A 22,938-nucleotide genomic window follows, 5' to 3' on the forward strand; every position below is an offset into this window, starting at 1 on the left:
AGTTAATAATGAAGCAACGTTTAATTACAGCGGTTGTTGCAGGCATATTTTTTATGATATTTGTGCTGCTCGGAGGAGAATGGTTTGAAGCGTTCGTTTATTTGATTGCGACCATTGCCTTCATCGAGCTGCTGCGTATGCGCAAGATCGCAAAATACAAAATACCATCGGTCGTCAGTATCCTGATGCTTTGGGGTTTATTATCACCGGAACTCGGCATGATTAATGCTATGTTTGATGTACATATCAATAAGACAGACATTCTGTTGTTCTCTGTAATTTTGCTTTTAAGCTATACGGTGCTTGCTAAGAATCGCTTTACATTTGAAGATGCAGGATTTCTGCTCATTACTGTAGTCTACATTGGATTTGGGTTCCTTTACTTCCTTATCACGAGAAATGCTCAGGATGTCATTATTGAAGGCCATGTTGTTACCGGCTTAGCTAAGTTTATTTTTGTGCTAGTTGTGATATGGGCAACAGACTCTGGTGCTTATTTCTTTGGCAAGGCATTCGGAAAACATAAACTATGGCCTACAATAAGTCCGAATAAAACGATTGAAGGCGGCATTGGCGGTCTTTTGCTTGGTTGTTTAGCCGGCATTATATTCCAGGTTGTTTCGCCGGTAAATGCCTCTATTTGGATCGTAATTGGAGTTTGTATTTTAATTGCTGTATTCGGTCAGCTTGGCGATATGGTTGAATCCGCATTCAAACGGCATTATCTCGTAAAAGATTCCGGCAAAATACTGCCAGGTCATGGGGGGATTTTAGATCGCTTCGACAGTATGATTTTTGTTTTCCCAATCCTGCATTTAATTCAATTCATTTAATAGAGTATAGAGAGGGGCGTGTCCGATGAAAACAATCGCATTATTAGGTGCAACCGGTTCTATTGGTCTGCAAACCTTAGATGTTATCCGAAATCATCCGGAAGCTTTTCGGCTGTACAGTATGGCATTCGGACGCAACGTTGAAAAAGCTGTACCGTTTATTAAAGAATTTAACCCATCAGTTGTCGTCGTACAGGACGAAACAGCAAAAGAAAAGCTTCACCAGGCAATGCCTCATATCGACATCTTGGTTGGTTCTTCTGGTATGGTTGCCATTAGTTCGGCTAGTGAGGTCGATGTTGTCGTTAATGCGGTGCTCGGCAGTATCGGACTAGAAGCGACGCTGGAAGCAATTCGTGCGAAAAAGCAAGTAGCCTTTGCTAATAAGGAAACACTTGTGTCTGCCGGACATCTTGTCATGGCAGAAGCGAAGAAACATGGTGTGAATCTGCTTCCAGTAGACAGCGAGCATGCTGCTATTTTTCAATGTCTTAATGGTGAGAAGCTTGAAGATGTAAATAAACTTATCATAACAGCATCTGGCGGCAGCTTCCGCGATTATACTAGAGATGAGCTGAAACAAGTTACGCTGGAGGATGCATTGCGCCATCCGAACTGGAGCATGGGGCAAAAGATTACAATCGATTCTGCCACAATGATGAATAAAGGCTTAGAAGTAATAGAAGCTCATTGGCTCTTTGGAATTGATTATGATGATATTGAAGTTGTTCAGCACCGAGAAAGTATTATTCATTCCATGGTGGAATACAAGGATTATAGTGTCCTGGCACAGCTTGGAACACCAGATATGCGTGTTCCGATCCAGTATGCGCTCACCTACCCGGAAAGACTTGATTTAGCTGTCTCAAAAAGGTTAAACTTAGTGGAAATAGGCAAGCTCCACTTTGAAGAAATGAGTTTGGATCGGTTCCCTTGTTTGCGCATGGCGTATGAAGCAGGCAAGGCAGGCGGTACTGCTACAACTGTACTTAATGCTGCGAATGAGGAAGCGGTCGCACAGTTTCTTGCTGGGAAAATCGACTTCCTCACGATTGAGGATTACGTTGCACGTGCGCTTGATGCACACGACTATGAATCTTTCCCGTCCTTAGAAACGATTATGGAGACTGATCGACTCACGCGCAGTCAAGTGAGGTCCTATATCCAATAAAGGCAGGTGCTCATTATGACAACTATTATTGCGTTTATTCTCGTGTTCGGGCTGCTCGTTTTCGTGCATGAACTCGGACATTTGATATTTGCAAAGCGTGCTGGGATGTTGGCACGTGAATTCGCTATCGGTTTTGGACCGAAAATTTTCTCTTGGACGAAAAATGAGACACTTTATACCATTAGACTTCTTCCCATTGGGGGATATGTCCGCGTTGCCGGTGAAGATCCTGAAATTGTTGAATTAAAGCCAGGTCATCATATCGGCCTGGAATTCAATCACAAACAAGAAGTATCAAAGATTATCGTCAACAATAAATCGAAGCATCCAAATTCTCGTGTCATTGAAGTGGAACGGGCAGATTTGGATCATAGCCTGATGATTTATGGCTATGAAGTTGGAGAGGAAGAACGTCTGTCTTTCCCTGTTAACGAAAAAGCCATGTACGTAATGGACGAGACAGAGACACAGATTGCCCCTTATAATCGTCAATTTGCTTCAAAGAACAAAAGACAGCGGGCCATGCAATTATTTGCCGGTCCTTTAATGAATTTCCTGCTAGCGATCTTCTTGTTCTTCGTGCTGGCACTTATACAAGGCATTCCAGCTGATAACGCTGCTGTAGGAACCGTACAAAAAGACTCCCCAGCAGAAGAAGCGGGACTTCAATCCGGTGATGACATTACAGCAATCAATGGAACCCCTGTACAGACGTGGGAGGAATTCACAGCAATTGTTCAAGACAGCCCGGAAGAAGAATTGCAAGCTACGATCGTACGGGACGGTCAAGAGCAGCAAGTGCCAATCATCCCTGCGCTCGTAGAAAGCGGGGACCAAAAGATCGGTCAAATTGGTGTAACACTTGCTATGGAAAAATCCTTCTTGGGAGCAATTCCATACAGTTTCCAGCAAACGTATGAATTTGGTACGTTAATTTTAACTAATCTTGGGCAACTCATAACTGGCCAGCTTAATATTAATGCTTTATCCGGTCCGGTTGGAATCTATGATGCGACTGACCAAGTAGTGAAGACAGGTTTAATCAACTTGATTCAATGGACTGCTTTATTAAGCGTCAATTTAGGAATTGTCAATCTCGTACCGCTGCCTGCTCTTGATGGGGGACGACTCCTATTCATCGGTGTGGAAGCGCTGCGCGGTAAACCAGTTGAACCGCAGAAAGAGGCAGTAGTGCATTTCATTGGATTCGCACTGCTGATGCTTTTAATGATTGTGGTCACTTGGAATGATATACAGCGGTTATTTTTATGATGCAGAGGTGGAAGAATGCGACAAAGTAAAACATTTATACCAACATTAAGAGAAGTACCGGCTGATGCGGAAGCTATCAGCCACCAGCTTCTCGTCAAAGGCGGCTATATCCGTCAGACAGCCTCCGGAATATACAGCTACCTGCCGCTAGGTACAAAAGTGCTGCGTAAAGTGGAAGCCATCATTCGGGAAGAAATGGATCGTTCAGGAGCAAGTGAGATGCTGATGCCGGCATTGCAGCCAGCAGAGCTTTGGCAGGAAACAGGACGCTGGAAGGTGTACGGACCGGAACTAATGCGCATGCATGATCGAAACAACCGACAGTTTGCGCTCGGACCTACACATGAGGAAGTGACGACCAGCTTAGTGCGTGATGAGCTGAACAGTTACAAAAAACTTCCGCTTACAGTTTATCAAATCCAAACAAAGTTCCGTGATGAACAGCGTCCGCGTTTTGGACTGCTTCGCGGCCGTGAATTTATCATGAAGGATGCTTACTCTTTCCATGCCGATTATGAAAGTCTGGATGAAGCTTATAAAACGATGTCTGACGCTTATCATCGCATCTTCAAACGCGTAGGATTGAATTTCCGTGCAGTTGTTGCTGATTCTGGTGCAATGGGCGGGAAAGATACGCATGAATTCATGGCGCTAGCCTCTGTTGGGGAAGATACAATCGCTTTTAGTGATTCGTCTGATTATGCCGCCAATATTGAGATGGCAGAGGTGCTTGATCAAGGACAAAAGCCGGACACAGAAGCGCTGCCTTTAGAAAAGGTAGAGACACCCAATGTAAAAACGATGCAGCAAGCTGCAGATTATCTTGGTCATACATTAGAAGAAGGCTTAAAAGCAGTCGTTTTCAAAGTAGATGAGCAGCTTGTAATGGTTATCGCTCGCGGCGACCATGACATTAATGATATTAAGGTGAAAAACCTGTATCAGGCACAAATGGTTGAGCTTGCGGATGAAGCAGAAGTGAAAGAGCTTCTTGGCGCAGGTTTCGGGTCGCTTGGACCAATTCATGTACCAGAAGCAGTAGATGTGATCGCGGACAATAGTGTGAAGTATGTTGCTAACGTTTCATGCGGAGCGAATGAAGATGGCTACCATTTTAAAAATGTAAATCCAGAGCGTGATTTCCAAGTGAAGCAATATGCTGATCTTCGTTTCATCCAAGCTGGGGACGCTTCGCCAGATGGTCAAGGCACTATCCAGTTTGCAGAAGGAATTGAGATTGGACAAGTGTTCAAACTTGGCGAATTTTATGCTGATAAAATGCAGGCGAAATTCCTTAACGAACAAGGAAAAGCACAAAATCTTATTATGGGCTGTTACGGAATTGGTGTTTCCCGTACACTTGCAGCAGCTGTGGAACAGCACAGCAAGGACGGAGCAGTTATATGGCCGAAAGCCATTAGTCCATTCCAAGTGCACCTGATCAGCTTGAATCCGAAAAAAGACGAACAGCGTGAGCTGGCAGATCGTCTTTATGAAAGATTACTTGAAGCTGGCGTCGATGTGTTGTACGATGATCGTAAGGAACGTGCCGGTGTCAAATTCGCTGATAGTGATTTGATTGGTATTCCAGTTCGCGTTACAGTAGGTAAACTAGCTGCTAATGGTGAAGTGGAAGTGAAGTTCCGAGATACAGAACAAGAAGCAATTTCACATGAAAATGATTTGCTAGATCAACTAGCTTCTTATTTATAAAAAGTACAAGCCCTTGTCAATTATTGACAGGGGCTTTCGTAAGACCGCATTTTAGTAGCGGGGGAGGAGAAGGTCAATATGAGTCTTACCAGCAATCAGAAAATGGACATGCTGCTAGATCAAATCCAGCTTGATGAAGAAACCATCACTGCTCATTTTAAAGAAAGTCAGCTGGAAAAATTGGAAGTTGATCCAAAGTCGAAAACCTGGCATTTTCATTTTCAGCTGGCCAATCTGCTGCCACCAACTATATATAAAATTTTCACAACAAAATTGACAGACGCATTCGCGCACATTGCTGCGGTGAATTGGTCGATTAAATGTGCCTCTAATACGCTGGAGTCGGCCCATATTGCTGACTACTGGCAGGATTTTGTACTTACTTATCCGCAAATGTCACCAGCTTATAAGGATTTAGTCCAAACACAAGCGCCTGTAGTTAACGGTAATAAGATTATGTTAACCGCGAGAAATCAAGCGGAAGCAAGTGCACTGAAAAAACGGCTTGAACCTGCATTTCAAACATACTGCCAGCGAATTGGCGCCAGTGTGTATATGCTGACCGTCACTGTACAAGAGCAAAACATGGAAGAAATAACGAAATTCCGAGAACAAAAAGCTCTGGAAGATAGCTTGCTTGTACAAAAGGCAATCAAAGATCAAGAAGAACGTGCGAAGAAACAAGACGATGTTCCGCAAGGCCCAGTAATGATTGGATATGCGATAAATGATGAAATAACATCGATGCGTGATATACAAGATGAAGAACGGCGTATGGCTGTACAAGGCTATGTATTTGATGTAGACATTCGCGAATTGCGTTCCGGGCGGCACTTACTTATCGCCAAAGTGACAGATTACACGGATAGCTTCCAGATCAAAATGTTCTCTAAAGGCAATAATGAGGATGCAGATCGATTCAAACAGCTCAAAAAAGGCATGTGGATTAAAGCACGGGGAAGTATTCAAACAGACACTTTCACCAATGAATTGACAATGATGGCGAATGATATCAATGAAGTCACTGTCCGTTTGCGTGAAGACAAAGCGGCAGCAGGCGAGAAGCGAGTAGAACTTCATACGCACACATTGATGAGTCAAATGGATGCTGTTACTTCAGCTAGCAGACTAATTGAGACAGCAGCCAGATTTGGTCATGATAGTGTTGCCATCACCGATCATGCTGTTGTACAGAGTTATCCCGAAGCGTATGCTGCTGGTAAAAAGAATAATATTAAAGTGATTTATGGCATGGAGGCCAATCTTGTTGATGACGGTGTTCCAATTGCGTATAACACGAAAGATATTAATCTGGAACAAGCAACTTATATCGTATTTGACGTAGAGACAACGGGTTTGTCTGCTTCCTATGACAAAATTATTGAATTAGCTGGCGTGAAATTCCGTGATGGAGAAATCGTAGATAGATTCGAGCGGTTTGCGAATCCGCATCAAAAATTAAGCCAGACAATTATTGATCTGACAGGTATAACAGACGATATGCTTGTGGATGCACCCGAGATCGATGAAGTTTTACAAGACTTTCATGCTTGGATGGGTGACGACATATTAGTTGCCCACAATGCCAGCTTCGATATGGGGTTCTTAAATCAAGGATTTAAGCGCATCGGTCTGCCGAAAGCAGAAAATGGTGTCATTGATACGCTCGAATTAGCTCGATTTTTATTCCCGCAGCTGAAAAATCACAGATTGAATACATTATGTAAGTTCTTGGATATTGAACTGACACAGCATCACCGTGCGATTTATGATACAGAAGCGACTGGGTATTTGCTGTGGCGTTTGCTGAAGGAAGCGTTCAAACAAGAGATTATGAACCACAATCAGCTGAACGATTATATGGGCCAAGGAAATGCATATCAGCGTTCCCGTCCCTACCATTGCACCATCTATGTGCAAAATGAAGTTGGCTTGAAAAACATGTACAAACTTGTGAGCATGTCGCACGTCGATTATTTCTATCGTGTGCCGCGTATTCCGCGCTCTAAGCTGGTACAGCATCGAGAAGGCTTAATCATTAGTTCAGGCTGTGATAAAGGTGAAGTGTTTGAAGCAATGATGCAGAAGTCAAAGGAAGAAGCAGCAGAAGCAGCAGCTTTCTATGACGTAATTGAGATTCAGCCGCCATCCAATTATTATCATTTAATTGAGAAGGAGCTAGTGCAGAACGAAGCACATCTTTACGATATCATGCGCAACATTGTCGAATTGGGCGATGACTTAGACAAGCCAGTAATTGCAACTGGAAATGTGCATTATATAGAAGAACACGAAAAACAGTACCGAAATATTTTAATTAAGTCTCAAAATGGTAACCCGCTCAGCAGGCAAACTTTACCGGATGTTCATTTCCGCACTACACCAGAAATGCTGGAAAGCTTTCATTTCCTTCCATCCGAAAAAGCAAAAGAAATCGTTGTAACGAACACACAGAAAGTTTCTGCAATGATGGAAGATGTGAAGCCGGTAAAAGAAGATCTGTATACGCCGAATATCGACGGTGCAGAAGAAGAAATGCGCCAGATGAGTTATGACCGCGCGAAAAGTATCTATGGAGATACACTTCCGGATATCGTTGAAAAACGTATTGAGAAGGAATTGAAAAGTATTATTGGTCATGGTTTTGCCGTTATCTATCTTATTTCACATAAGCTCGTGAAAAAATCACTTGAAGATGGCTATCTTGTCGGCTCACGTGGTTCTGTCGGATCATCTTTGGTTGCAACGCTTACCGATATTACCGAAGTTAACCCGCTGCCGCCGCATTATGTGTGCCCAAGCTGCAAGTTTAACGAGTTCTTTGATGATGGATCTGTAGCCAGCGGCTATGATTTGCCTGAAAAAGCTTGTCCTTCCTGCGGGGAAGCACTCAATCGAGATGGCCAGGATATACCGTTTGAAACCTTCCTTGGATTTAAAGGAGATAAGGTTCCCGATATTGACTTGAACTTCTCAGGTACGTATCAGCCGCAAGCACATAACTATACGAAAGTATTATTCGGTGAGGACAAGGTGTATCGTGCAGGAACAATTGGTACGGTAGCTGAAAAGACGGCTTATGGTTATGTAAAGGGCTATGCGAGTGATAATCAGCTGCATATCCGAAATGCAGAAGTCGATCGCCTTGTACAAGGCTGTACCGGTGTTAAAAGGACGTCAGGTCAGCATCCTGGGGGTATAATTGTTGTACCTGATGACCAAGATATATATGATTTCACACCGATTCAGTACCCGGCGGATGATCGGAACTCGGAATGGCGGACGACACACTTCGACTTCCACTCCATTCATGATAATCTGCTGAAGCTGGATATACTCGGACACGATGATCCGACCGTGATTCGTATGCTGCAGGATTTATCCGGTATTGACCCGAAAACAATACCGACAAATGATCCGGATGTAATGAAAATCTTTTCCGGCCCAGAGGCTTTAGGTGTAACGGCAGAACAAATAATGTGTAAGACAGGAACGCTTGGCGTGCCGGAATTTGGTACCCGTTTTGTGCGGCAGATGCTGGAAGATACGAATCCTTCCACATTTGCAGAACTTGTTCAGATTTCTGGCTTGTCACATGGTACCGATGTATGGCTGGGCAACGCACAGGAACTAATTAATAAAGGTATTTGTACGCTGCCCGAAGTAATCGGCTGTCGTGATGACATCATGGTATATCTGATGCACAAAGGGCTGGATTCCTCGCTTGCATTTAAGATCATGGAATTTGTTCGTAAAGGAAAAGGACTGCAAGATGAATGGATTGAGGAAATGAAAAAGAATAATGTACCGGATTGGTACATTAATTCCTGTTTAAAGATCAAGTACATGTTCCCGAAAGCACACGCCGCGGCGTACGTGCTTATGGCAGTACGGATTGCCTATTTTAAAGTCCATCATCCGATACTTTTCTATGCAGCATACTTTAGTGTACGTGCCAGCGATTTCGAATTAGATACAATGGTCAAAGGTTCGGATGCCATTCGTCAGCGTATCAACGAAATCAATCAAAAAGGCAATGATGCTTCTCCAAAAGAGAAGAGTCTTGTTACTGTATTGGAATTGTCACTTGAAATGTGCGAACGCGGCTTCCATTTCCAAAAGGTAGACTTGTACAAATCCAGTGCCACTGACTTCCTTGTTGATGGAAACAGCCTTATCCCTCCATTCAATGCGATTGATGGGCTGGGCACTAACGCCGCCCTTAATATTGTAAAAGTGCGGGAAGATGGTGAGTTCCTGTCGAAGGAAGACTTGCGTGAACGCAGCAGAATCAGTAAAACCGTACTGGAGTATATGGATCAGCATGGCTGTTTGGAAGGTATGGCAGATCAGAACCAGCTTTCGCTATTCTAATAGGATTCTTGCCTAAACAAGAAACTTGTGGTATATTATCCAATAGCGGTATTGATACGAACCAGATCAAGAGTGGGATTACCCACTCTTTTTCATACCCATGGTTTCGGCATCATTTGTACGGGGAGCGCCTCTTCGTTGTTTTGTAGCAAAATGCACATGATAAACATTGTTCCCTTGCTTCCTTTTCGGGCAAGGGTTTTCTATTGATGAGAGGCACACCCACCCATTCGAAGTAATAAATGTCTGAAAGCGTGCAGTAAAGGAGGAAGCATTTTGGCAGCCAATATAACGGAAGTTACGGAAAATTATCTACAACCGATCGTGGAAGAGCTGCAGCTTGAGTTAGTCGATGTGGAATTCGTGAAAGAAGGAAAGAACTGGTTTTTGCGAGTTTATGTCGATAAAACAGAAGGCATCGATATCGAGGAATGCGCAGTAGTCTCAGAAAAATTAAGCGCCATTCTAGATGAAAATGATCCGGTTGATTTCCCATACTTTTTGGAGGTTTCTTCTCCAGGAGCGGAAAGACCGCTTAAAACGAAACAAGCAATTACAAAAAACATCGGCAAAAATGTATACGTAAAGCTATATGAGCCGATTGATAGCGAGAAAGAGTACGAAGGTACATTGAAAGCGTTCGAAGACGACGTTCTGACTTTAGAAGTCATGGTCAAAGCGAGAAAGAAGGAAGTGGCACTTCCTTACGAAAAAATCGCCAAGGCACGTCTGGCTGTAACGTTTAACTAAAGGGGGATATACGAGTGAGCAGCGAGCTTTTTGATGCCATTAATTATTTGGAGAAAGAGAAGGGGATTAATAAAGACGTCCTGATTGAAGCGCTGGAAGCAGCCTTGATCTCCGCTTATAAAAAGAATTTCAAATCTGCTACAAATGTACGTGTTGATTTGAATGAAATCACTGGTTCTATGAAAGTCTTTGCACGCAAGGATGTTGTCGAAGAAGTCGAGGACAGCCAGCTGCAGATGACTTTAGATGAAGCTCGTGCAGTTTCCGGTACATATGATATCGGTGACGTTGTTGAAATCGAAGTAACACCAAAAGACTTCGGGCGAATTGCAGCACAAGCAGCTAAACAAGTGGTAACACAGCGTGTGCGTGAAGCAGAACGCGGCGTCATTTTCAGTGAATATGCAGATCGTGAAGAAGATGTTATGACGGGAATTGTTTCCCGCAATGATCCGCGATTCATTTATGTGGATCTAGGCAAGATTGAAGCAAAATTGCCTGAGAGCGAACAGATGACGACGGAAAAATACGATATTCATGACCGCTTAAAGGTATTTGTAACAAAAGTGGAGAACACGAACAAGGGACCAAGCATCTTTGTGTCACGGACACACCCAGGTCTTTTGAAGCGATTGTTTGAAATGGAAGTGCCGGAGATTTATGATGGTACTGTGGAGATTCGCTCCGTAGCGCGAGAAGCTGGTGACCGTTCCAAGATTTCTGTCTATGCAGCTCAGCCGGAAGTCGATCCAGTCGGTTCTTGCGTGGGCCAGCGAGGTCAGCGTGTACAAGCAATTGTAAATGAACTTAAAGGCGAAAAAATTGATATTGTCGAGTGGTCTGAAGATCCAGTCGAGTATGTATCAAATGCATTAAGCCCTTCTAAGGTTATCCAAGTATTAGTGGATGAAGAAGAAAAAGCGACGACGGTCATCGTACCAGATTATCAGCTTAGCTTGGCAATCGGGAAACGCGGTCAGAACGCCCGCCTGGCAGCAAAGCTGACTGGTTGGAAAATCGATATTAAATCCGAGACAGAAGCACGGGACCTCGGAATTTTGACAGTACAAGATACCGAAGCAGACGACTTCGATGACTTTGACGAAGACACATATTGATAAGGGGCGCTGTATATGAAACAAAAGAAGGTTCCGCTTCGAAAATGTGTGGTTTCTAATGAAATGAAGCCGAAACAGGAATTGATCCGCATTGTCCGCAACAAAGAAGGCGAAGTGTTCGTGGATGATACAGGCAAGAAGAACGGTCGCGGTGCGTATGTTTCAAAGGATGCACTGATCATCGAAAAAGCGAAGAAACAAGACACGCTGGCGCGCCATCTTAATACACAGATCGATGATTCTATTTATGAAGAGCTTGAGCGAATCGCGAAAGGTCAGCAATCATGAGTAAAAATTATTTGAATTTGTTAGGGCTGGCTGTGCGTGCCGGACAGTGCACATTTGGAGAAGAAGCCATTGTCCGTGATGTACAGCGACAGAATGCAAAGCTGGTAATAGCCGCCAGTGATATCGGTCCCCAAACCTTAAAGAAACTTCGCAACAAGACCGATTTTTACAACATCGCCTTTCTGCAGGTAGAGGAGGACCGGGAGCAATTATCACAAGCGGTTGGTAAATCCGGCAGAGTCGCAATTGCCGTCTTAGACAAAGGCTTTGCAGACAAATTGAAATCTTTGCTCACTGAATCCACTCGGAGGTGAACGTATGTCAAAGATTCGTGTTTATGAATACGCAAAAGAAAAGAACGTTTCAAGTAAAGAAATTATCAATAAGTTAAAAGATATGAATGTTGAAGTGTCCAATCATATGTCGATGATTAACGATACAGCAAAAGATAAATTGGACAAAAGCTTCACAGCAAAAAGCGCGGGTAGCGAGAAAGTAGCGATTAAAACGGGGAACTCAGCAAACACATCCAACTCAGCAAATAATGGTCAAAACAATAAGCCAAAAGGCAAAAGCGGCGGCGGACAAAACCGCAGCCAACAGCGAGGCGGCAACAACCGACCTGGCAAAGGCGGACAAAATCGACGCGGCGGCCGCAACAACAACCGCAGCCAGAAACCGCAGCAGAAACGTCCAGCAATGCCGACTCCAGACAAAATCACCTTCAAAGGGTCCTTGGCTGTCAGCGAATTGGCAGCGAAGCTTCATCGGGAGTCCGCTGAGATTATCAAGAAACTCTTCTTGCAAGGTGTTATGGCCACGAAAAATCAAGAGCTTGATAAAGATGCAATTGAATTAATTTGTGCGGAGTATGACGTAGAAGTAGAAGAAGAAGTAGATGTCGATGTTACAGATCTTGACAACTACAAAATTGAAGACAAAGAAGATGATCTTCAAGAGCGTCCTGCAGTTGTTACAATTATGGGGCACGTTGACCATGGTAAAACAACACTGCTTGATTCCATTAGAGATACAAAAGTTACAGAAGGCGAAGCAGGCGGTATCACCCAGCATATTGGTGCTTATCAGATTGAAGAAAACGGCAAGAAGATTACGTTCCTTGATACACCAGGTCACGCAGCATTCACCAGCATGCGTTCCCGCGGTGCACAGGTAACGGATATTGCTATTCTTGTTGTTGCTGCTGATGATGGGGTTATGCCGCAGACAGTAGAAGCAATCAACCATGCCAAAGCTGCAGAAGTACCAATCATCATCGCTGTAAATAAAATCGACTTAGAAGGCGCCAATCCGGACCGCGTTATGCAAGAATTGACTGAGCATGGCTTAATTCCGGAAGATTGGGGCGGCGATACAATCTTCGTTCAGCTTTCCGCGAAGAAGCGCGAAGGTATTGACGATCTTCTTGAGATGATTTTGCTTGTTACGGAAGTAGAAGAATTGAAAGCTAATCCAAATCGTCCTGCTGAAGGTACCGTTATTGAAGCGCAGCTTGATAAAGGCCGCGGACCTGTAGCAACATTGCTTGTACAAAACGGTACAATGCATGTAGGGGACAGCATTGTAGTTGGTCACTCTTACGGTCGTGTCCGTGCTATGGTGAACGATTTAGGACGCCGTGTGAAGACTGCTGCTCCTTCTACACCTGTTGAGATTACAGGCTTGAACTCTGTGCCGAACGCCGGCGACCAGTTTATGGTCTTCAAAGATGAGAAACAAGCTCGTCAAGTTGGGGAAGCAAAACAGCAAAGACAAGTAGAAGAGAACCGTTCTTCTGGTGCTCGTGTAAGTCTTGATGACCTGTTTAACCAGATTAAACAAGGTGAAGTGAAGGATATCAACCTAATCGTGAAAGCAGACGTACATGGTTCTGTAGAAGCAATGGCTGCATCCCTAGAGAAAATCGAAGTGGAAGGCGTTAAAGTACGTATCATCCACACTGGTGTAGGTGCAATCACTGAATCCGATGTAATTCTTGCATCTGCTTCTAATGCTATCATCATCGGTTTCAACGTTCGTCCGGATACAAATGCGAAGAAAGCAGCTGAATCGGAAAATGTTGATATTAGACAGCATCGTATCATCTACAAAGTAATCGAAGAGATTGAGTCTGCTATGAAAGGCATGCTGGATCCGGAATTTGAAGAAAAAGTCATTGGACAGGCAGAAGTACGTGAAATCTTTAAGGTTTCTCGTATCGGTACCATTGCAGGTTCTTATGTAACGGAAGGTAAGATAACACGTGATGCTTCTATCCGCGTGATTCGTGACAGTGTCGTAATCGTCGAAGACGAAATCGATTCATTGAAACGTTTCAAGGATGATGTCCGTGAAGTTGCTACAAACTATGAGTGTGGTATTACGCTGAAGAGCTTCCACGACCTTAAAGAAGGCGACACCTTTGAAGCATATGTGATGGAAGAAATCGAAAGAAAATGATTCTGGCTGCGGTTGTAGAATGTATAATCTATGACGCGCATTCCCTCAAGGATAAGCGTTCGGTCGTTAAACGGATCACAACACGGATTGGCGGTTCCTTTAATATCGCTATCAGTGAAGTGGATTACCATGATTTATGGCAGCGTACTTGCTTTGAATTGGTAACCACTTCTCCAGACCGTGTCCGTGCCGAGCAAGTAATGGACCAGGCACTTGCCTTGATTGATTCTTTTCCGGAGATCGAGAGAACAGCTGCTGATAAACAGTGGCTTTAGCATCCCTCCAAATGACGATGAGGTGAATATATGAGTGAATTACGTGCAAATCGTGTAGCAGAGCAAATGAAAAAAGAGCTCGGCGACATTATTTCGAGAAAGATTAAAGATCCGCGGATCGGTTTTGTAACAGTCACCGATGTAGAAGTTACGGGTGACTTGCAGCAAGCGAAAGTTTACATTTCCGTCCTCGGTGAAGAAAAACAGAAAAACAATACGCTTCTCGGGTTAGCAAAAGCAAAAGGGTTTATCCGCTCTGAGATTGGCAAGCGAATTCGTTTGCGCAAAACACCGGAGCTAGCCTTCGAATTCGACGAAGCAGTAGAACAAGGAAATCGTATTGAGCATTTGCTAAAAGAGCTTGACGATTCCGAGAGATAAGAACACGAAAAGAATCCCTTCGCCCTTATGGGAGAAGGGATTCTTTTTACATATAGTAAAGGGGTGCTGGCATTGGATGGAATCCTGCCGTTATGGAAACCGAAAGGGATGACCTCCCATGACTGTGTGTTCAAAGCACGCAAGCTATTACAAACGAAGAAAATTGGGCATACAGGCACACTTGATCCGGATGTAGAAGGTGTCTTGCCGCTCTGTATCGGACAAGCAACGAAAGTTGTTCCGTATTTGACGGATACCTCCAAAACATATGTTGCAGAAGTAACGCTAGGTACCTCGACCGAAACGGAAGACAAAAGCGGAGAGGTAATCGAAGAAAAACAAATCACAGAGCCAATTCCCGTAGCCGTTATTGAAAAAGTACTCAAAAGCTTCCTTGGTGAAACGGAACAGATACCCCCTATGTATTCTGCTGTCAAAGTAGGAGGCCGCAAGCTGTATGAATACGCCAGACAAGGGCAAGTCGTGGAGCGTCCTGTTCGGCGGATTACAATTCACAGCATTGAATTGCACAAGGATTCCGTTCGCGCGGATGGCAGCGTGTTCGGGTTTACAGTAAGCTGCTCAAAAGGTACTTATATTCGTACGCTTTGTGTAGATATCGGTAAGGCTCTGGGATACCCGGCACATATGAGCAGTTTGGTGCGTACGCAAGCTGGAGCATTTTCTGCGCAAGATACGGTTACGTTTGCTAAAATAGAGGAAGCAATGGAAGCAGGGACGATAGAACAGCTGCTGCAGCCTGTCACGAAAGCAGTTGACTATCTGCCGCTCATCGAAGCAGATGCCGAAATCGAACAAAAGGTCCGATTCGGTCAGCGTCTTCCTCGGCCGGCAGAAGCGGATCTTTACCGTGTCCAAAGAGGAGAGAAACTGCTTGGCATTTATGAGACGCATCCTTCTTATTCACAGCTATTAAAGCCAAAACGAGTATTCGTATCAGGGAAAGCAGGTGGCACAGATGCAAACGATTAAATTGCAATATACAGAAACAATGGAACTAAGTGATATGCCTGCAGTCAGTGCAGCGATTGGTTTTTTCGATGGAATTCATCGCGGCCATCAGCAGGTTATTAAGCAAGCTATCGATTATGCGGAAGAAAAGCAGCTGAAAAGCGCAGTCATCACTTTTCATCCGCATCCATCGGTAATTCTCGGCAGAGCAGAGACAAGAGAGGATTATCTGACACCACTTCGTGAAAAAGAAGCCATTTTAGAGAAGATGGGGATAGATTATCTATATTTAATTGAATTTACGAAAGAGCTTGCAAGCTTAAGTCCGGACAGCTTTATAGAACGGTTTATCAATGGTCTCTCGGTGCAGCATCTTGTATCTGGTTTCGATTTTACTTACGGACAAAAAGGAGCCGGAAATGCAGCATCTCTTCAAGAAGCAGCACAAAGCAATACCTTCAGCTATGAAGCGGTAGCTAAAGTAGAAGACGCCAATGAAAAAATAAGCTCTACACATATCAGGGAGTTAGTGGCAGCCGGGGAAATTGAAAAAGCCGTTGAATTACTTGGCCATCCGCTCACATTGACTGGAGAAGTAATTACAGGTGATCAGCGCGGTCGTACAATCGGATATCCAACAGCGAATATTCGTATCGATCCAGCCTATTTCATGCCAAAAACAGGCGTTTATGCAGTAGAAGTACTGGTAAAAGGGCAAACCTATTATGGTATGGCTAATCTGGGATATAAACCGACTTTCCAGGAAAACGCCGTACTGCCCAATTTAGAAGTTCATATTCTTGACTTCGATGAACAAATCTATGGGGAGCAACTGACTGTTTCTTGGAGATCTTTCATTCGTGAAGAAGTGAAATTTAACGGCATCGATGAGCTGGTCAGTCAATTGAACCGCGATAAACAGCAAGTTAACGCATATTTTGCATAGAAATGGACTGCAGGACTTGCAATCTGAAGCAAAAAGGTGTAATCTGGACTATGGAAAACCTTCGCTTGGCAATTCGCTACTCCGGCGATTGCTCGGGGAATGGGGTTACTATTAGATTTTTTAGGAGGAACAAACAAATGGCAATTTCTAAAGAACGTAAGAATGAACTAATCAGCGAATACAAAACACACGACAGTGACACAGGTTCACCAGAAGTGCAAATCGCTGTATTGACGGAGGAAATCACTACACTTAACGAACACCTTCGTACACACAAAAAAGATCACCACTCTCGTCGTGGCCTATTGAAAATGGTCGGTCGCCGTCGTAACTTGTTAAACTATCTTCGCGATAAAGACGTTACACGTTACCGTGATCTAATTCAAAAACTTGGCTTACGCCGATAAGATGGACAAAGAAGCGGGAATTTTTCCCGCTTTTTCTATAGGAGAAAACCTATTTTACATAGTGTTATAAACGCAGCCTGAACTGGAGCATAATACAGACAGGATATGTTGCAAGATAAATGAGAGGGGCTTTATTCATGGCAGACCAAAAACAAGTGTTCTCCACTGAGATTTCCGGCCAGACTTTTTCTGTGGAAATCGGAGAACTTGCCAAGCAAGCGAGCGGCGCTTGCCTAATCCAGTACGGAGACACATCTGTACTTTCCACTGTTGTTGGTTCTAAAGAACCGAAAGACCTACCGTTTTTCCCATTAACAGTAAACTATGAAGAAAGACTGTATGCGGTTGGTAAGATTCCAGGCGGATTCATCAAGCGTGAAGGCCGTCCGAGCGAGAAAGCTGTATTGGCTTCTCGTCTAATTGACCGTCCGATTCGCCCGTTATTCCCAGATGGATTCCGTAATGACGTGCAAGTAATCAGCATGGTAATGAGTGTGGATCAAGATTACTCTTCTGAAATGGCTGCAATGGTCGGTTCTTCCATCGCACTAAGCATTTCTGATATTCCATTCCACGGCCCGATTGCTGGTGTCGTTGTTGGTCGTGTAAATGGTGAATTTATCATCAACCCGACAAAAGAACAGCAAGAGCAGAGTGACATTGACCTGACAGTTGCTGGTACAAAAGATGCGATCAACATGGTTGAAGCCGGTGCAGAAGAAGTACCGGAAGATATTATGCTGGAAGCAATCATGTTCGGTCATGAAGAAATTAAACGTCTTGTATCATTCCAGGAAGAAATCGTGGCCGCTGTTGGAAAAGAAAAAATGGATGTTAAACTTTTCGATTTGGACAAGGAATTAACGGAAGATGTAAAAAAACGTTGCTACGACAAGTTGAAAGCTGCCATCGAAGTGCATGAAAAGAAAGCACGTGAAGCAGCGATTGATGAAGTGAAAAAAGAAACTGTCGCTTTCTATGAAGAACAGGAAGCTGATGAAGATACTGTGAAGCAAGTGAAAGGAATTCTTGACAAACTAGTTAAGGAAGAAGTTCGCCGAGCTATTACGAAAGACAAAATCCGTCCGGATGGTCGCGGTGTTGACGAAATTCGTCCGCTTTCTTCTCGTATTGGTGTATTGCCTCGGACACACGGATCTGCATTGTTCACACGCGGTCAAACGCAGGCATTGAGTGTATGTACACTTGGCGCATTGGGCGATGTACAGATTCTTGATGGTTTGGATACAGAAGAAACGAAACGTTTCATGCATCATTACAACTTCCCGCACTTCAGTGTCGGTGAGACAGGACCAATCAGAGCGCCAGGACGCCGTGAAATCGGACATGGTGCACTCGGAGAAAGAGCATTGGAAAAAGTGATTCCTTCTGAGAAGGACTTCCCTTATACAATTCGTCTTGTTTCTGAGATTCTGGAGTCCAACGGTTCCACTTCTCAAGCTAGTATCTGTGCCAGCACAATGGCGATGATGGCTGCAGGTGTACCAATTAAAGCACCAGTAGCAGGAATTGCAATGGGCTTAGTGAAGTCAGGTGATGATTACACAATCCTTACAGACATCCAAGGCATGGAAGATGCCCTAGGAGATATGGATTTCAAAGTAGCAGGTACAGAAAAAGGTGTAACAGCCTTGCAAATGGATATTAAAATTGAAGGCTTGAGCCGTGAGATTTTAGAAGAGGCATTAACGCAAGCACGTAAAGGCCGCTTGGAGATCCTAAATCATATGGTTTCTACGATCAGCGAACCGAAGCAAGAGCTTTCTGCTTATGCTCCGAAAATCCTGACAATGACAATCAATCCAGATAAGATCCGCGACGTAATTGGGCCAAGCGGTAAACAAATCAACAAGATCATCGAAGAAACGGGCGTCAAGATCGATATCGAACAAGACGGAACCGTATTTATCTCTTCTACTAATTCTGCTAAGAACGACGAAGCGAAACAAATCATCAGCGACATCGTTCGTGAAGTTGAAGTTGGAGAAGTATACGATGGTACAGTAAAACGTATTGAGAAATTCGGTGCATTTGTCGAATTGTTTAAAGGAAAAGACGGACTTGTCCATATCTCTGAACTGGCAGAGGAACGTGTTGGTAAAGTAGAGGACGTAGTCAAAATTGGCGACAAACTTAAAGTGAAAGTAAAAGAAATCGACCGTCAAGGACGAGTGAATCTTTCACATAAACAGCTGCTTGTTGAAGCAAAGCAGGAAAAAGAAGAGCAGTCTGCGACTGAAGAATAAAGCAAGTCCCCAAGAAACTGGTTTAGCCAGTTTCTTTTTTTTCCTGCTTGTTCTTCCTTGTCCCATCTCCTCATAAGCTAGTTTAGGGGAGGGATGGGAATGCATCGGATTATTATACACTTGCTTGTTTTCGTCACACTGATTCTTCTGCTGATTGATGGCGGTAATCTGCCGTCTCAAACAGAGTCTGTGAGCCATCATCCAGTTTTTTCTGATATAGCAGTGAGGTCTGATGAAGCACAGTTGCGGCAGGAGATAGAGGCGGTACGCAAGGAAGTTGAAAAGCCGTCCGAGAATGCACGAATCGATAAGATATGGAAGAAAATACCCGGCAAAGCGGGTGTCAAGGTTGATGTTGATGCTTCTGTAGAAAAGATGCAAAAGACAGGAACTTTTGATCGGGAGCTGCTCGTATTAGAGGAAGTCGAGCCGGAAGTTACATTGGACGAACTGCCAGCTTCACCAATTTATCGAGCGAGAGAAGATCAAGAGCAGGTTGCTTTGCTGATTAATGTTTCGTGGGGCGAAGAACATATTCCTCCAATTTTGCAAACATTAAAAGATGCTGGTGTGAAGGCGAATTTCTTCCTTGAAGGCAAATGGGCAAAAGAAAATAATGAAATTGTCGAGATGATTGAAGAAGAAGGACATGTTATTGGCAACCATGCTTATAATCATCCCGATATGAAACAAATGAACAAAGCAGACTCAGTTGAACAGATAACTCAGACGAATGAGATTATTAACGCGATTACTGGTGACAAACCTACCTATTTCGCTCCGCCGAGCGGAAGCTTTAATCAAGGCGTTATTGAAGCTGCTGCTGAACAGCACATGGAGACGATTTTGTGGTCCGTTGATACCATTGATTGGCAAAAACCGACAGTACCTGTTATGATGAAACGCGTGACTGAGAAATTGCATCCAGGAGCATTCATCCTGATGCATCCAACGCCTGTTGTAGAAGCAGGACTTGCCGACATGCTGAAAGTTATCGAAGAAAAAGGGTACAGTGTATCGACTTTGGATACGATATTGAATGAAGGAAGATAATGGTACAGCAGTACGTGCTGCTGATTGGGAGGATTAAAACTTGCTGCAAAGACACACATGCAAAAATGGATTACGAATTGTAGTAGAAAACATGCCGTCGGTGCGATCCGTAACGATTGGTATCTGGATCTTGACAGGTTCCAGAAATGAAGAAGAAAAAAATAATGGGCTGTCCCATTTCCTGGAGCATATGTTCTTTAAAGGAACAAAAAAGCGCTCAGCGAAAGAACTGGCGGAAGCTTTTGATGCAATTGGAGGCATGGTGAATGCTTTCACTTCTAAGGAATACACGTGCTATTATGCCAAAGTGCTTGATACGCATAAAGAATTCGCACTTGAAGTATTAGCGGACATGTTCTTTGAATCGCAATTTGCTCAGGAAGAAATAGAAAAGGAACAAAAAGTTGTTTTGGAAGAAATCAAGATGGCAGAAGATACACCAGATGATATTATTCATGACTGGCTTGCTGAAGCTGCCTATGGCAAACATCCGCTTGGATTGCCTATCCTAGGCACAGAGAGCACTGTGATGAGTTTTAACAGTGGTTCTGTTCGGAACTATAAAGAAACACATTATGTGCCGGAGAAAATCGTTATTTCAGTTGCCGGAAATGTAGATGATTCGTTCATGAAAGATGTGGAACATCATTTTGGTTCCTTTGAAGCGGAGTCAGCACATCAGGAATTAGAAGCACCGCCATTCTTTCCGAATACAATCCGCCGAGCAAAAGAAACAGAGCAAGCTCATTTGACAATTGGGTACAATGGCTTGAAGCTGGATGATCCAGCAAGCTACAGCCTTATGGTTGTGAACAACGTACTAGGCGGCAGCATGAGTTCACGGCTGTTCCAAGATGTGCGAGAAGACAAGGGATTAGCGTATTCAGTGTTCTCTTACCATAGTACACATAAAGATAGCGGCATGCTGACTATCTATGCCGGTACTGGCAAAGAGCAGCTGGATGAACTGCAGGAGACAATCCGTCTAACTACGGATAAGCTGAAAGCAGACGGGCTGACGGAAAAGGAATTGCGGAATACAAAAGAACAGCTGAAGGGTAACTATATGCTTGGCTTAGAAAGCACAAATAGCAGAATGAGCCGAAATGGCCGTAATGAATTAATGCTTGGTAAACATCCATCCTTTAATGAATTGATCGAGAAAATTGACAATGTAACAATGGACGATGTGAATGCTATCATTCATCACGTATTCGGCAAAGAGCAAGCTAGAGCGATAGTAGCACCAAAATAAAAAAGGAGCTGATCGGCTTTGCGTTTCAAGGACATTGGAGATAAAGAGATCATTGATGTGAACAACGGCGAACGTTTAGGGGTGCTCGGACAAACAGATGTAGAGTTTAACCCAGTCACAGGCAAGATTGATGCTTTTCTCATTCCGAATTATAAGTGGTTCGGCTTGCGCAAAGAAGGCAGTGACAACCGCATAGCTTGGGAAGAAATCCAGACAATCGGCAAACACATGATACTTATTAACTCGTGACAAGCAGGATAAAAGCATACTTAAAAAAATCCAAACACGGATAATTTCTTATTGAAGAATTTATCCTGCGTTTGGATTTTTTAGTTGGGGCGCTAATTAAAGCAGCATAGAAGGCGAATACACATCTTCCGTTACAGCACATAATTTCTGTCTGTGCAATGCCCCCAATTCAAGCACTCCTCTCCGTAATCCTCATATGATAACTGGAAAGCAACATTTCTATTGCAAGAAAATCTACGAAAATAACGCTGCAGAGCGAGGTGAGAGTTTGACCACCGAATTGACTATCGCTGTCCTTGGCGGTGATGCCCGCTACTTGGAGATGATTCGCAGCCTGCAGTGCAGTGCGAATGCATCTGTTTTTGCAGTGGGTTTCGAAAAAATTAATCAAAGCTTTACTGGCGGTATTCAGCGGGAGATGGAAGATATTGATCCAGAACAACTGGACGCCATTATCCTGCCGATTCCTGGTCTGGGCCCTAATGGACAAATTGAGACGGTCTTCTCTGATAAGAATATTCAGCTGACAGAAACTTGGATGGATCGTCTCCCTAAAGAATGTGTTATTTTTACAGGCATTACGAATACGTACTTGACGGAAACATGCAAGAAGCGAAATTTGCGCCTTGTATCGCTGTTCGACAGAGATGATGTGGCCATCTACAATTCGATTCCTACAGCCGAAGGTGCTATTATGACCGCCATCAAACATACGGATTTCACAATCCACGGATCAAAAGTTACTGTGCTCGGCTTCGGGCGTGTCGGAATGAGCGTGGCTGCGAAATTCGATGCACTTGGTGCAGATGTACATGTGGGATCGATTCACGATGCTGATATTGCCCGGATAAGCCAAATGGGGATGCATGCCTTTTTCCTTGATCGTCTTCCAGAAATGGTACAAAACAGCGACATTCTCATTAATACAATTCCGGCTCTTGTTGTGAAGAGACCTGTAATTGAACAGCTGCCAACACAAGGATTGATTATTGATCTAGCTTCGAAACCAGGCGGTGTCGATTTCGAATACGCCAAAAAAAGGGGTATCCAGGCTATCCATGCTTTGGGTCTGCCGGGTATTGTTGCACCGAAGACGGCTGGCAATATTTTATCCGTCGTTATTAAACAGATTTTAACTAACAGCTAGAAGGAGG

General features: G+C 43.8%; 20 protein-coding genes. All 20 read left to right on the forward strand.

Annotated elements, in window-relative coordinates:
• The first annotated feature begins 8 nt into the window (after positions 1-8).
• Positions 9-833, forward strand: coding sequence for a phosphatidate cytidylyltransferase (locus tag CRO17_RS06415; protein WP_097040484.1), 825 nt, complete (start codon positions 9-11; stop codon positions 831-833).
• A gap of 25 nt (positions 834-858) precedes the next feature.
• A complete protein-coding gene (gene dxr, locus CRO17_RS06420) occupies positions 859-2,004 on the forward strand; it encodes a 1-deoxy-D-xylulose-5-phosphate reductoisomerase (RefSeq protein WP_097040486.1) in 1,146 nt (381 codons plus the stop codon).
• 15 nt (positions 2,005-2,019) lie between these two features.
• Positions 2,020-3,276, forward strand: coding sequence for an RIP metalloprotease RseP (gene rseP / locus CRO17_RS06425; RefSeq protein ID WP_097040488.1), 1,257 nt, complete (start codon positions 2,020-2,022; stop codon positions 3,274-3,276).
• A 15-nt stretch (positions 3,277-3,291) separates the two neighbouring features.
• The gene (locus tag CRO17_RS06430; protein WP_097040490.1) at positions 3,292-4,989 is read left to right on the forward strand and encodes a proline--tRNA ligase; all 1,698 of its coding nucleotides are present in this window, start codon (positions 3,292-3,294) and stop codon (positions 4,987-4,989) included.
• A gap of 78 nt (positions 4,990-5,067) precedes the next feature.
• Complete coding sequence (locus tag CRO17_RS06435; RefSeq protein ID WP_097040492.1) at positions 5,068-9,363, forward strand: PolC-type DNA polymerase III; 4,296 nt, start codon at positions 5,068-5,070, stop codon at positions 9,361-9,363.
• A 276-nt stretch (positions 9,364-9,639) separates the two neighbouring features.
• Positions 9,640-10,113, forward strand: a complete 474-nt coding sequence (rimP, locus tag CRO17_RS06440; protein ID WP_097040494.1) for a ribosome maturation factor RimP — start codon at positions 9,640-9,642, stop codon at positions 10,111-10,113.
• Positions 10,114-10,127: 14 nt separating this feature from the next.
• Positions 10,128-11,231 (forward strand): transcription termination factor NusA, encoded by a 1,104-nt coding sequence (nusA, locus tag CRO17_RS06445; protein WP_097040496.1) that lies wholly within the window; start codon positions 10,128-10,130, stop codon positions 11,229-11,231.
• 15 nt (positions 11,232-11,246) lie between these two features.
• On the forward strand, positions 11,247-11,519 hold the full coding sequence (rnpM, locus tag CRO17_RS06450; RefSeq protein WP_097040498.1) for an RNase P modulator RnpM: 273 nt from the start codon (positions 11,247-11,249) through the stop codon (positions 11,517-11,519).
• Positions 11,516-11,833: a L7Ae/L30e/S12e/Gadd45 family ribosomal protein gene (locus tag CRO17_RS06455; protein WP_097040499.1), complete on the forward strand. Its 318-nt coding sequence runs from the start codon at positions 11,516-11,518 to the stop codon at positions 11,831-11,833. Before rnpM ends, CRO17_RS06455 begins: the two co-directional genes overlap by 4 nt.
• Before the next feature lie 4 nt (positions 11,834-11,837).
• Positions 11,838-13,979 carry a translation initiation factor IF-2 gene (infB, locus tag CRO17_RS06460; RefSeq protein ID WP_097040502.1) on the forward strand — a complete coding sequence of 714 codons (2,142 nt, stop codon included), beginning with the start codon at positions 11,838-11,840 and terminating at the stop codon, positions 13,977-13,979.
• Positions 13,976-14,254 carry a DUF503 domain-containing protein gene (locus tag CRO17_RS06465; protein WP_097040504.1) on the forward strand — a complete coding sequence of 93 codons (279 nt, stop codon included), beginning with the start codon at positions 13,976-13,978 and terminating at the stop codon, positions 14,252-14,254. Before infB ends, CRO17_RS06465 begins: the two co-directional genes overlap by 4 nt.
• A gap of 30 nt (positions 14,255-14,284) precedes the next feature.
• The gene (gene rbfA, locus CRO17_RS06470; protein ID WP_077309496.1) at positions 14,285-14,635 is read left to right on the forward strand and encodes a 30S ribosome-binding factor RbfA; all 351 of its coding nucleotides are present in this window, start codon (positions 14,285-14,287) and stop codon (positions 14,633-14,635) included.
• A gap of 72 nt (positions 14,636-14,707) precedes the next feature.
• Positions 14,708-15,628: a tRNA pseudouridine(55) synthase TruB gene (gene truB / locus CRO17_RS06475; protein WP_097040505.1), complete on the forward strand. Its 921-nt coding sequence runs from the start codon at positions 14,708-14,710 to the stop codon at positions 15,626-15,628.
• Complete coding sequence (locus CRO17_RS06480) at positions 15,615-16,553, forward strand: bifunctional riboflavin kinase/FAD synthetase (RefSeq protein ID WP_097040507.1); 939 nt, start codon at positions 15,615-15,617, stop codon at positions 16,551-16,553. Before truB ends, CRO17_RS06480 begins: the two co-directional genes overlap by 14 nt.
• Before the next feature lie 137 nt (positions 16,554-16,690).
• Positions 16,691-16,960 (forward strand): 30S ribosomal protein S15, encoded by a 270-nt coding sequence (gene rpsO / locus CRO17_RS06485; protein ID WP_077309491.1) that lies wholly within the window; start codon positions 16,691-16,693, stop codon positions 16,958-16,960.
• 137 nt (positions 16,961-17,097) lie between these two features.
• Positions 17,098-19,227, forward strand: a complete 2,130-nt coding sequence (pnp, locus tag CRO17_RS06490) for a polyribonucleotide nucleotidyltransferase (RefSeq protein ID WP_097040510.1) — start codon at positions 17,098-17,100, stop codon at positions 19,225-19,227.
• Between the two features lie 99 nt (positions 19,228-19,326).
• On the forward strand, positions 19,327-20,280 hold the full coding sequence (locus tag CRO17_RS06495) for a polysaccharide deacetylase family protein (protein WP_245864681.1): 954 nt from the start codon (positions 19,327-19,329) through the stop codon (positions 20,278-20,280).
• Between the two features lie 40 nt (positions 20,281-20,320).
• Entirely contained in the window at positions 20,321-21,535 is a 1,215-nt protein-coding gene (locus tag CRO17_RS06500; RefSeq protein WP_097040513.1) for a M16 family metallopeptidase, read from the forward strand.
• 18 nt (positions 21,536-21,553) lie between these two features.
• On the forward strand, positions 21,554-21,784 hold the full coding sequence (locus tag CRO17_RS06505) for a YlmC/YmxH family sporulation protein (RefSeq protein WP_077309485.1): 231 nt from the start codon (positions 21,554-21,556) through the stop codon (positions 21,782-21,784).
• 268 nt (positions 21,785-22,052) lie between these two features.
• Positions 22,053-22,931: a dipicolinic acid synthetase subunit A gene (gene dpaA, locus CRO17_RS06510; protein WP_245864683.1), complete on the forward strand. Its 879-nt coding sequence runs from the start codon at positions 22,053-22,055 to the stop codon at positions 22,929-22,931.
• Positions 22,932-22,938 lie beyond the last annotated feature (7 nt).

The organism is Terribacillus aidingensis, from assembly GCF_900215625.1.
Classification (GTDB): Bacteria; Bacillota; Bacilli; order Bacillales; family Amphibacillaceae; genus Terribacillus; species Terribacillus aidingensis.

Bases quoted from the DNA above. Each gene is read 5' to 3' on its own strand.
- rpsO (WP_077309491.1), top strand. From the start codon at position 16,691: ATGGCAATTTCTAAAGAACGTAAGAATGAACTAATCAGCGAATACAAA.
- CRO17_RS06455 (WP_097040499.1), top strand. From the start codon at position 11,516: ATGAGTAAAAATTATTTGAATTTGTTAGGGCTGGCTGTGCGTGCCGGA.
- CRO17_RS06495 (WP_245864681.1), top strand. From the start codon at position 19,327: ATGCATCGGATTATTATACACTTGCTTGTTTTCGTCACACTGATTCTT.
- pnp (WP_097040510.1), top strand. From the start codon at position 17,098: ATGGCAGACCAAAAACAAGTGTTCTCCACTGAGATTTCCGGCCAGACT.
- rbfA (WP_077309496.1), top strand. From the start codon at position 14,285: ATGAGTGAATTACGTGCAAATCGTGTAGCAGAGCAAATGAAAAAAGAG.
- CRO17_RS06435 (WP_097040492.1), top strand. From the start codon at position 5,068: ATGAGTCTTACCAGCAATCAGAAAATGGACATGCTGCTAGATCAAATC.
- CRO17_RS06465 (WP_097040504.1), top strand. From the start codon at position 13,976: ATGATTCTGGCTGCGGTTGTAGAATGTATAATCTATGACGCGCATTCC.
- rnpM (WP_097040498.1), top strand. From the start codon at position 11,247: ATGAAACAAAAGAAGGTTCCGCTTCGAAAATGTGTGGTTTCTAATGAA.
- infB (WP_097040502.1), top strand. From the start codon at position 11,838: ATGTCAAAGATTCGTGTTTATGAATACGCAAAAGAAAAGAACGTTTCA.
- CRO17_RS06480 (WP_097040507.1), top strand. From the start codon at position 15,615: ATGCAAACGATTAAATTGCAATATACAGAAACAATGGAACTAAGTGAT.
- CRO17_RS06430 (WP_097040490.1), top strand. From the start codon at position 3,292: ATGCGACAAAGTAAAACATTTATACCAACATTAAGAGAAGTACCGGCT.
- dxr (WP_097040486.1), top strand. From the start codon at position 859: ATGAAAACAATCGCATTATTAGGTGCAACCGGTTCTATTGGTCTGCAA.
- CRO17_RS06415 (WP_097040484.1), top strand. From the start codon at position 9: ATGAAGCAACGTTTAATTACAGCGGTTGTTGCAGGCATATTTTTTATG.
- rseP (WP_097040488.1), top strand. From the start codon at position 2,020: ATGACAACTATTATTGCGTTTATTCTCGTGTTCGGGCTGCTCGTTTTC.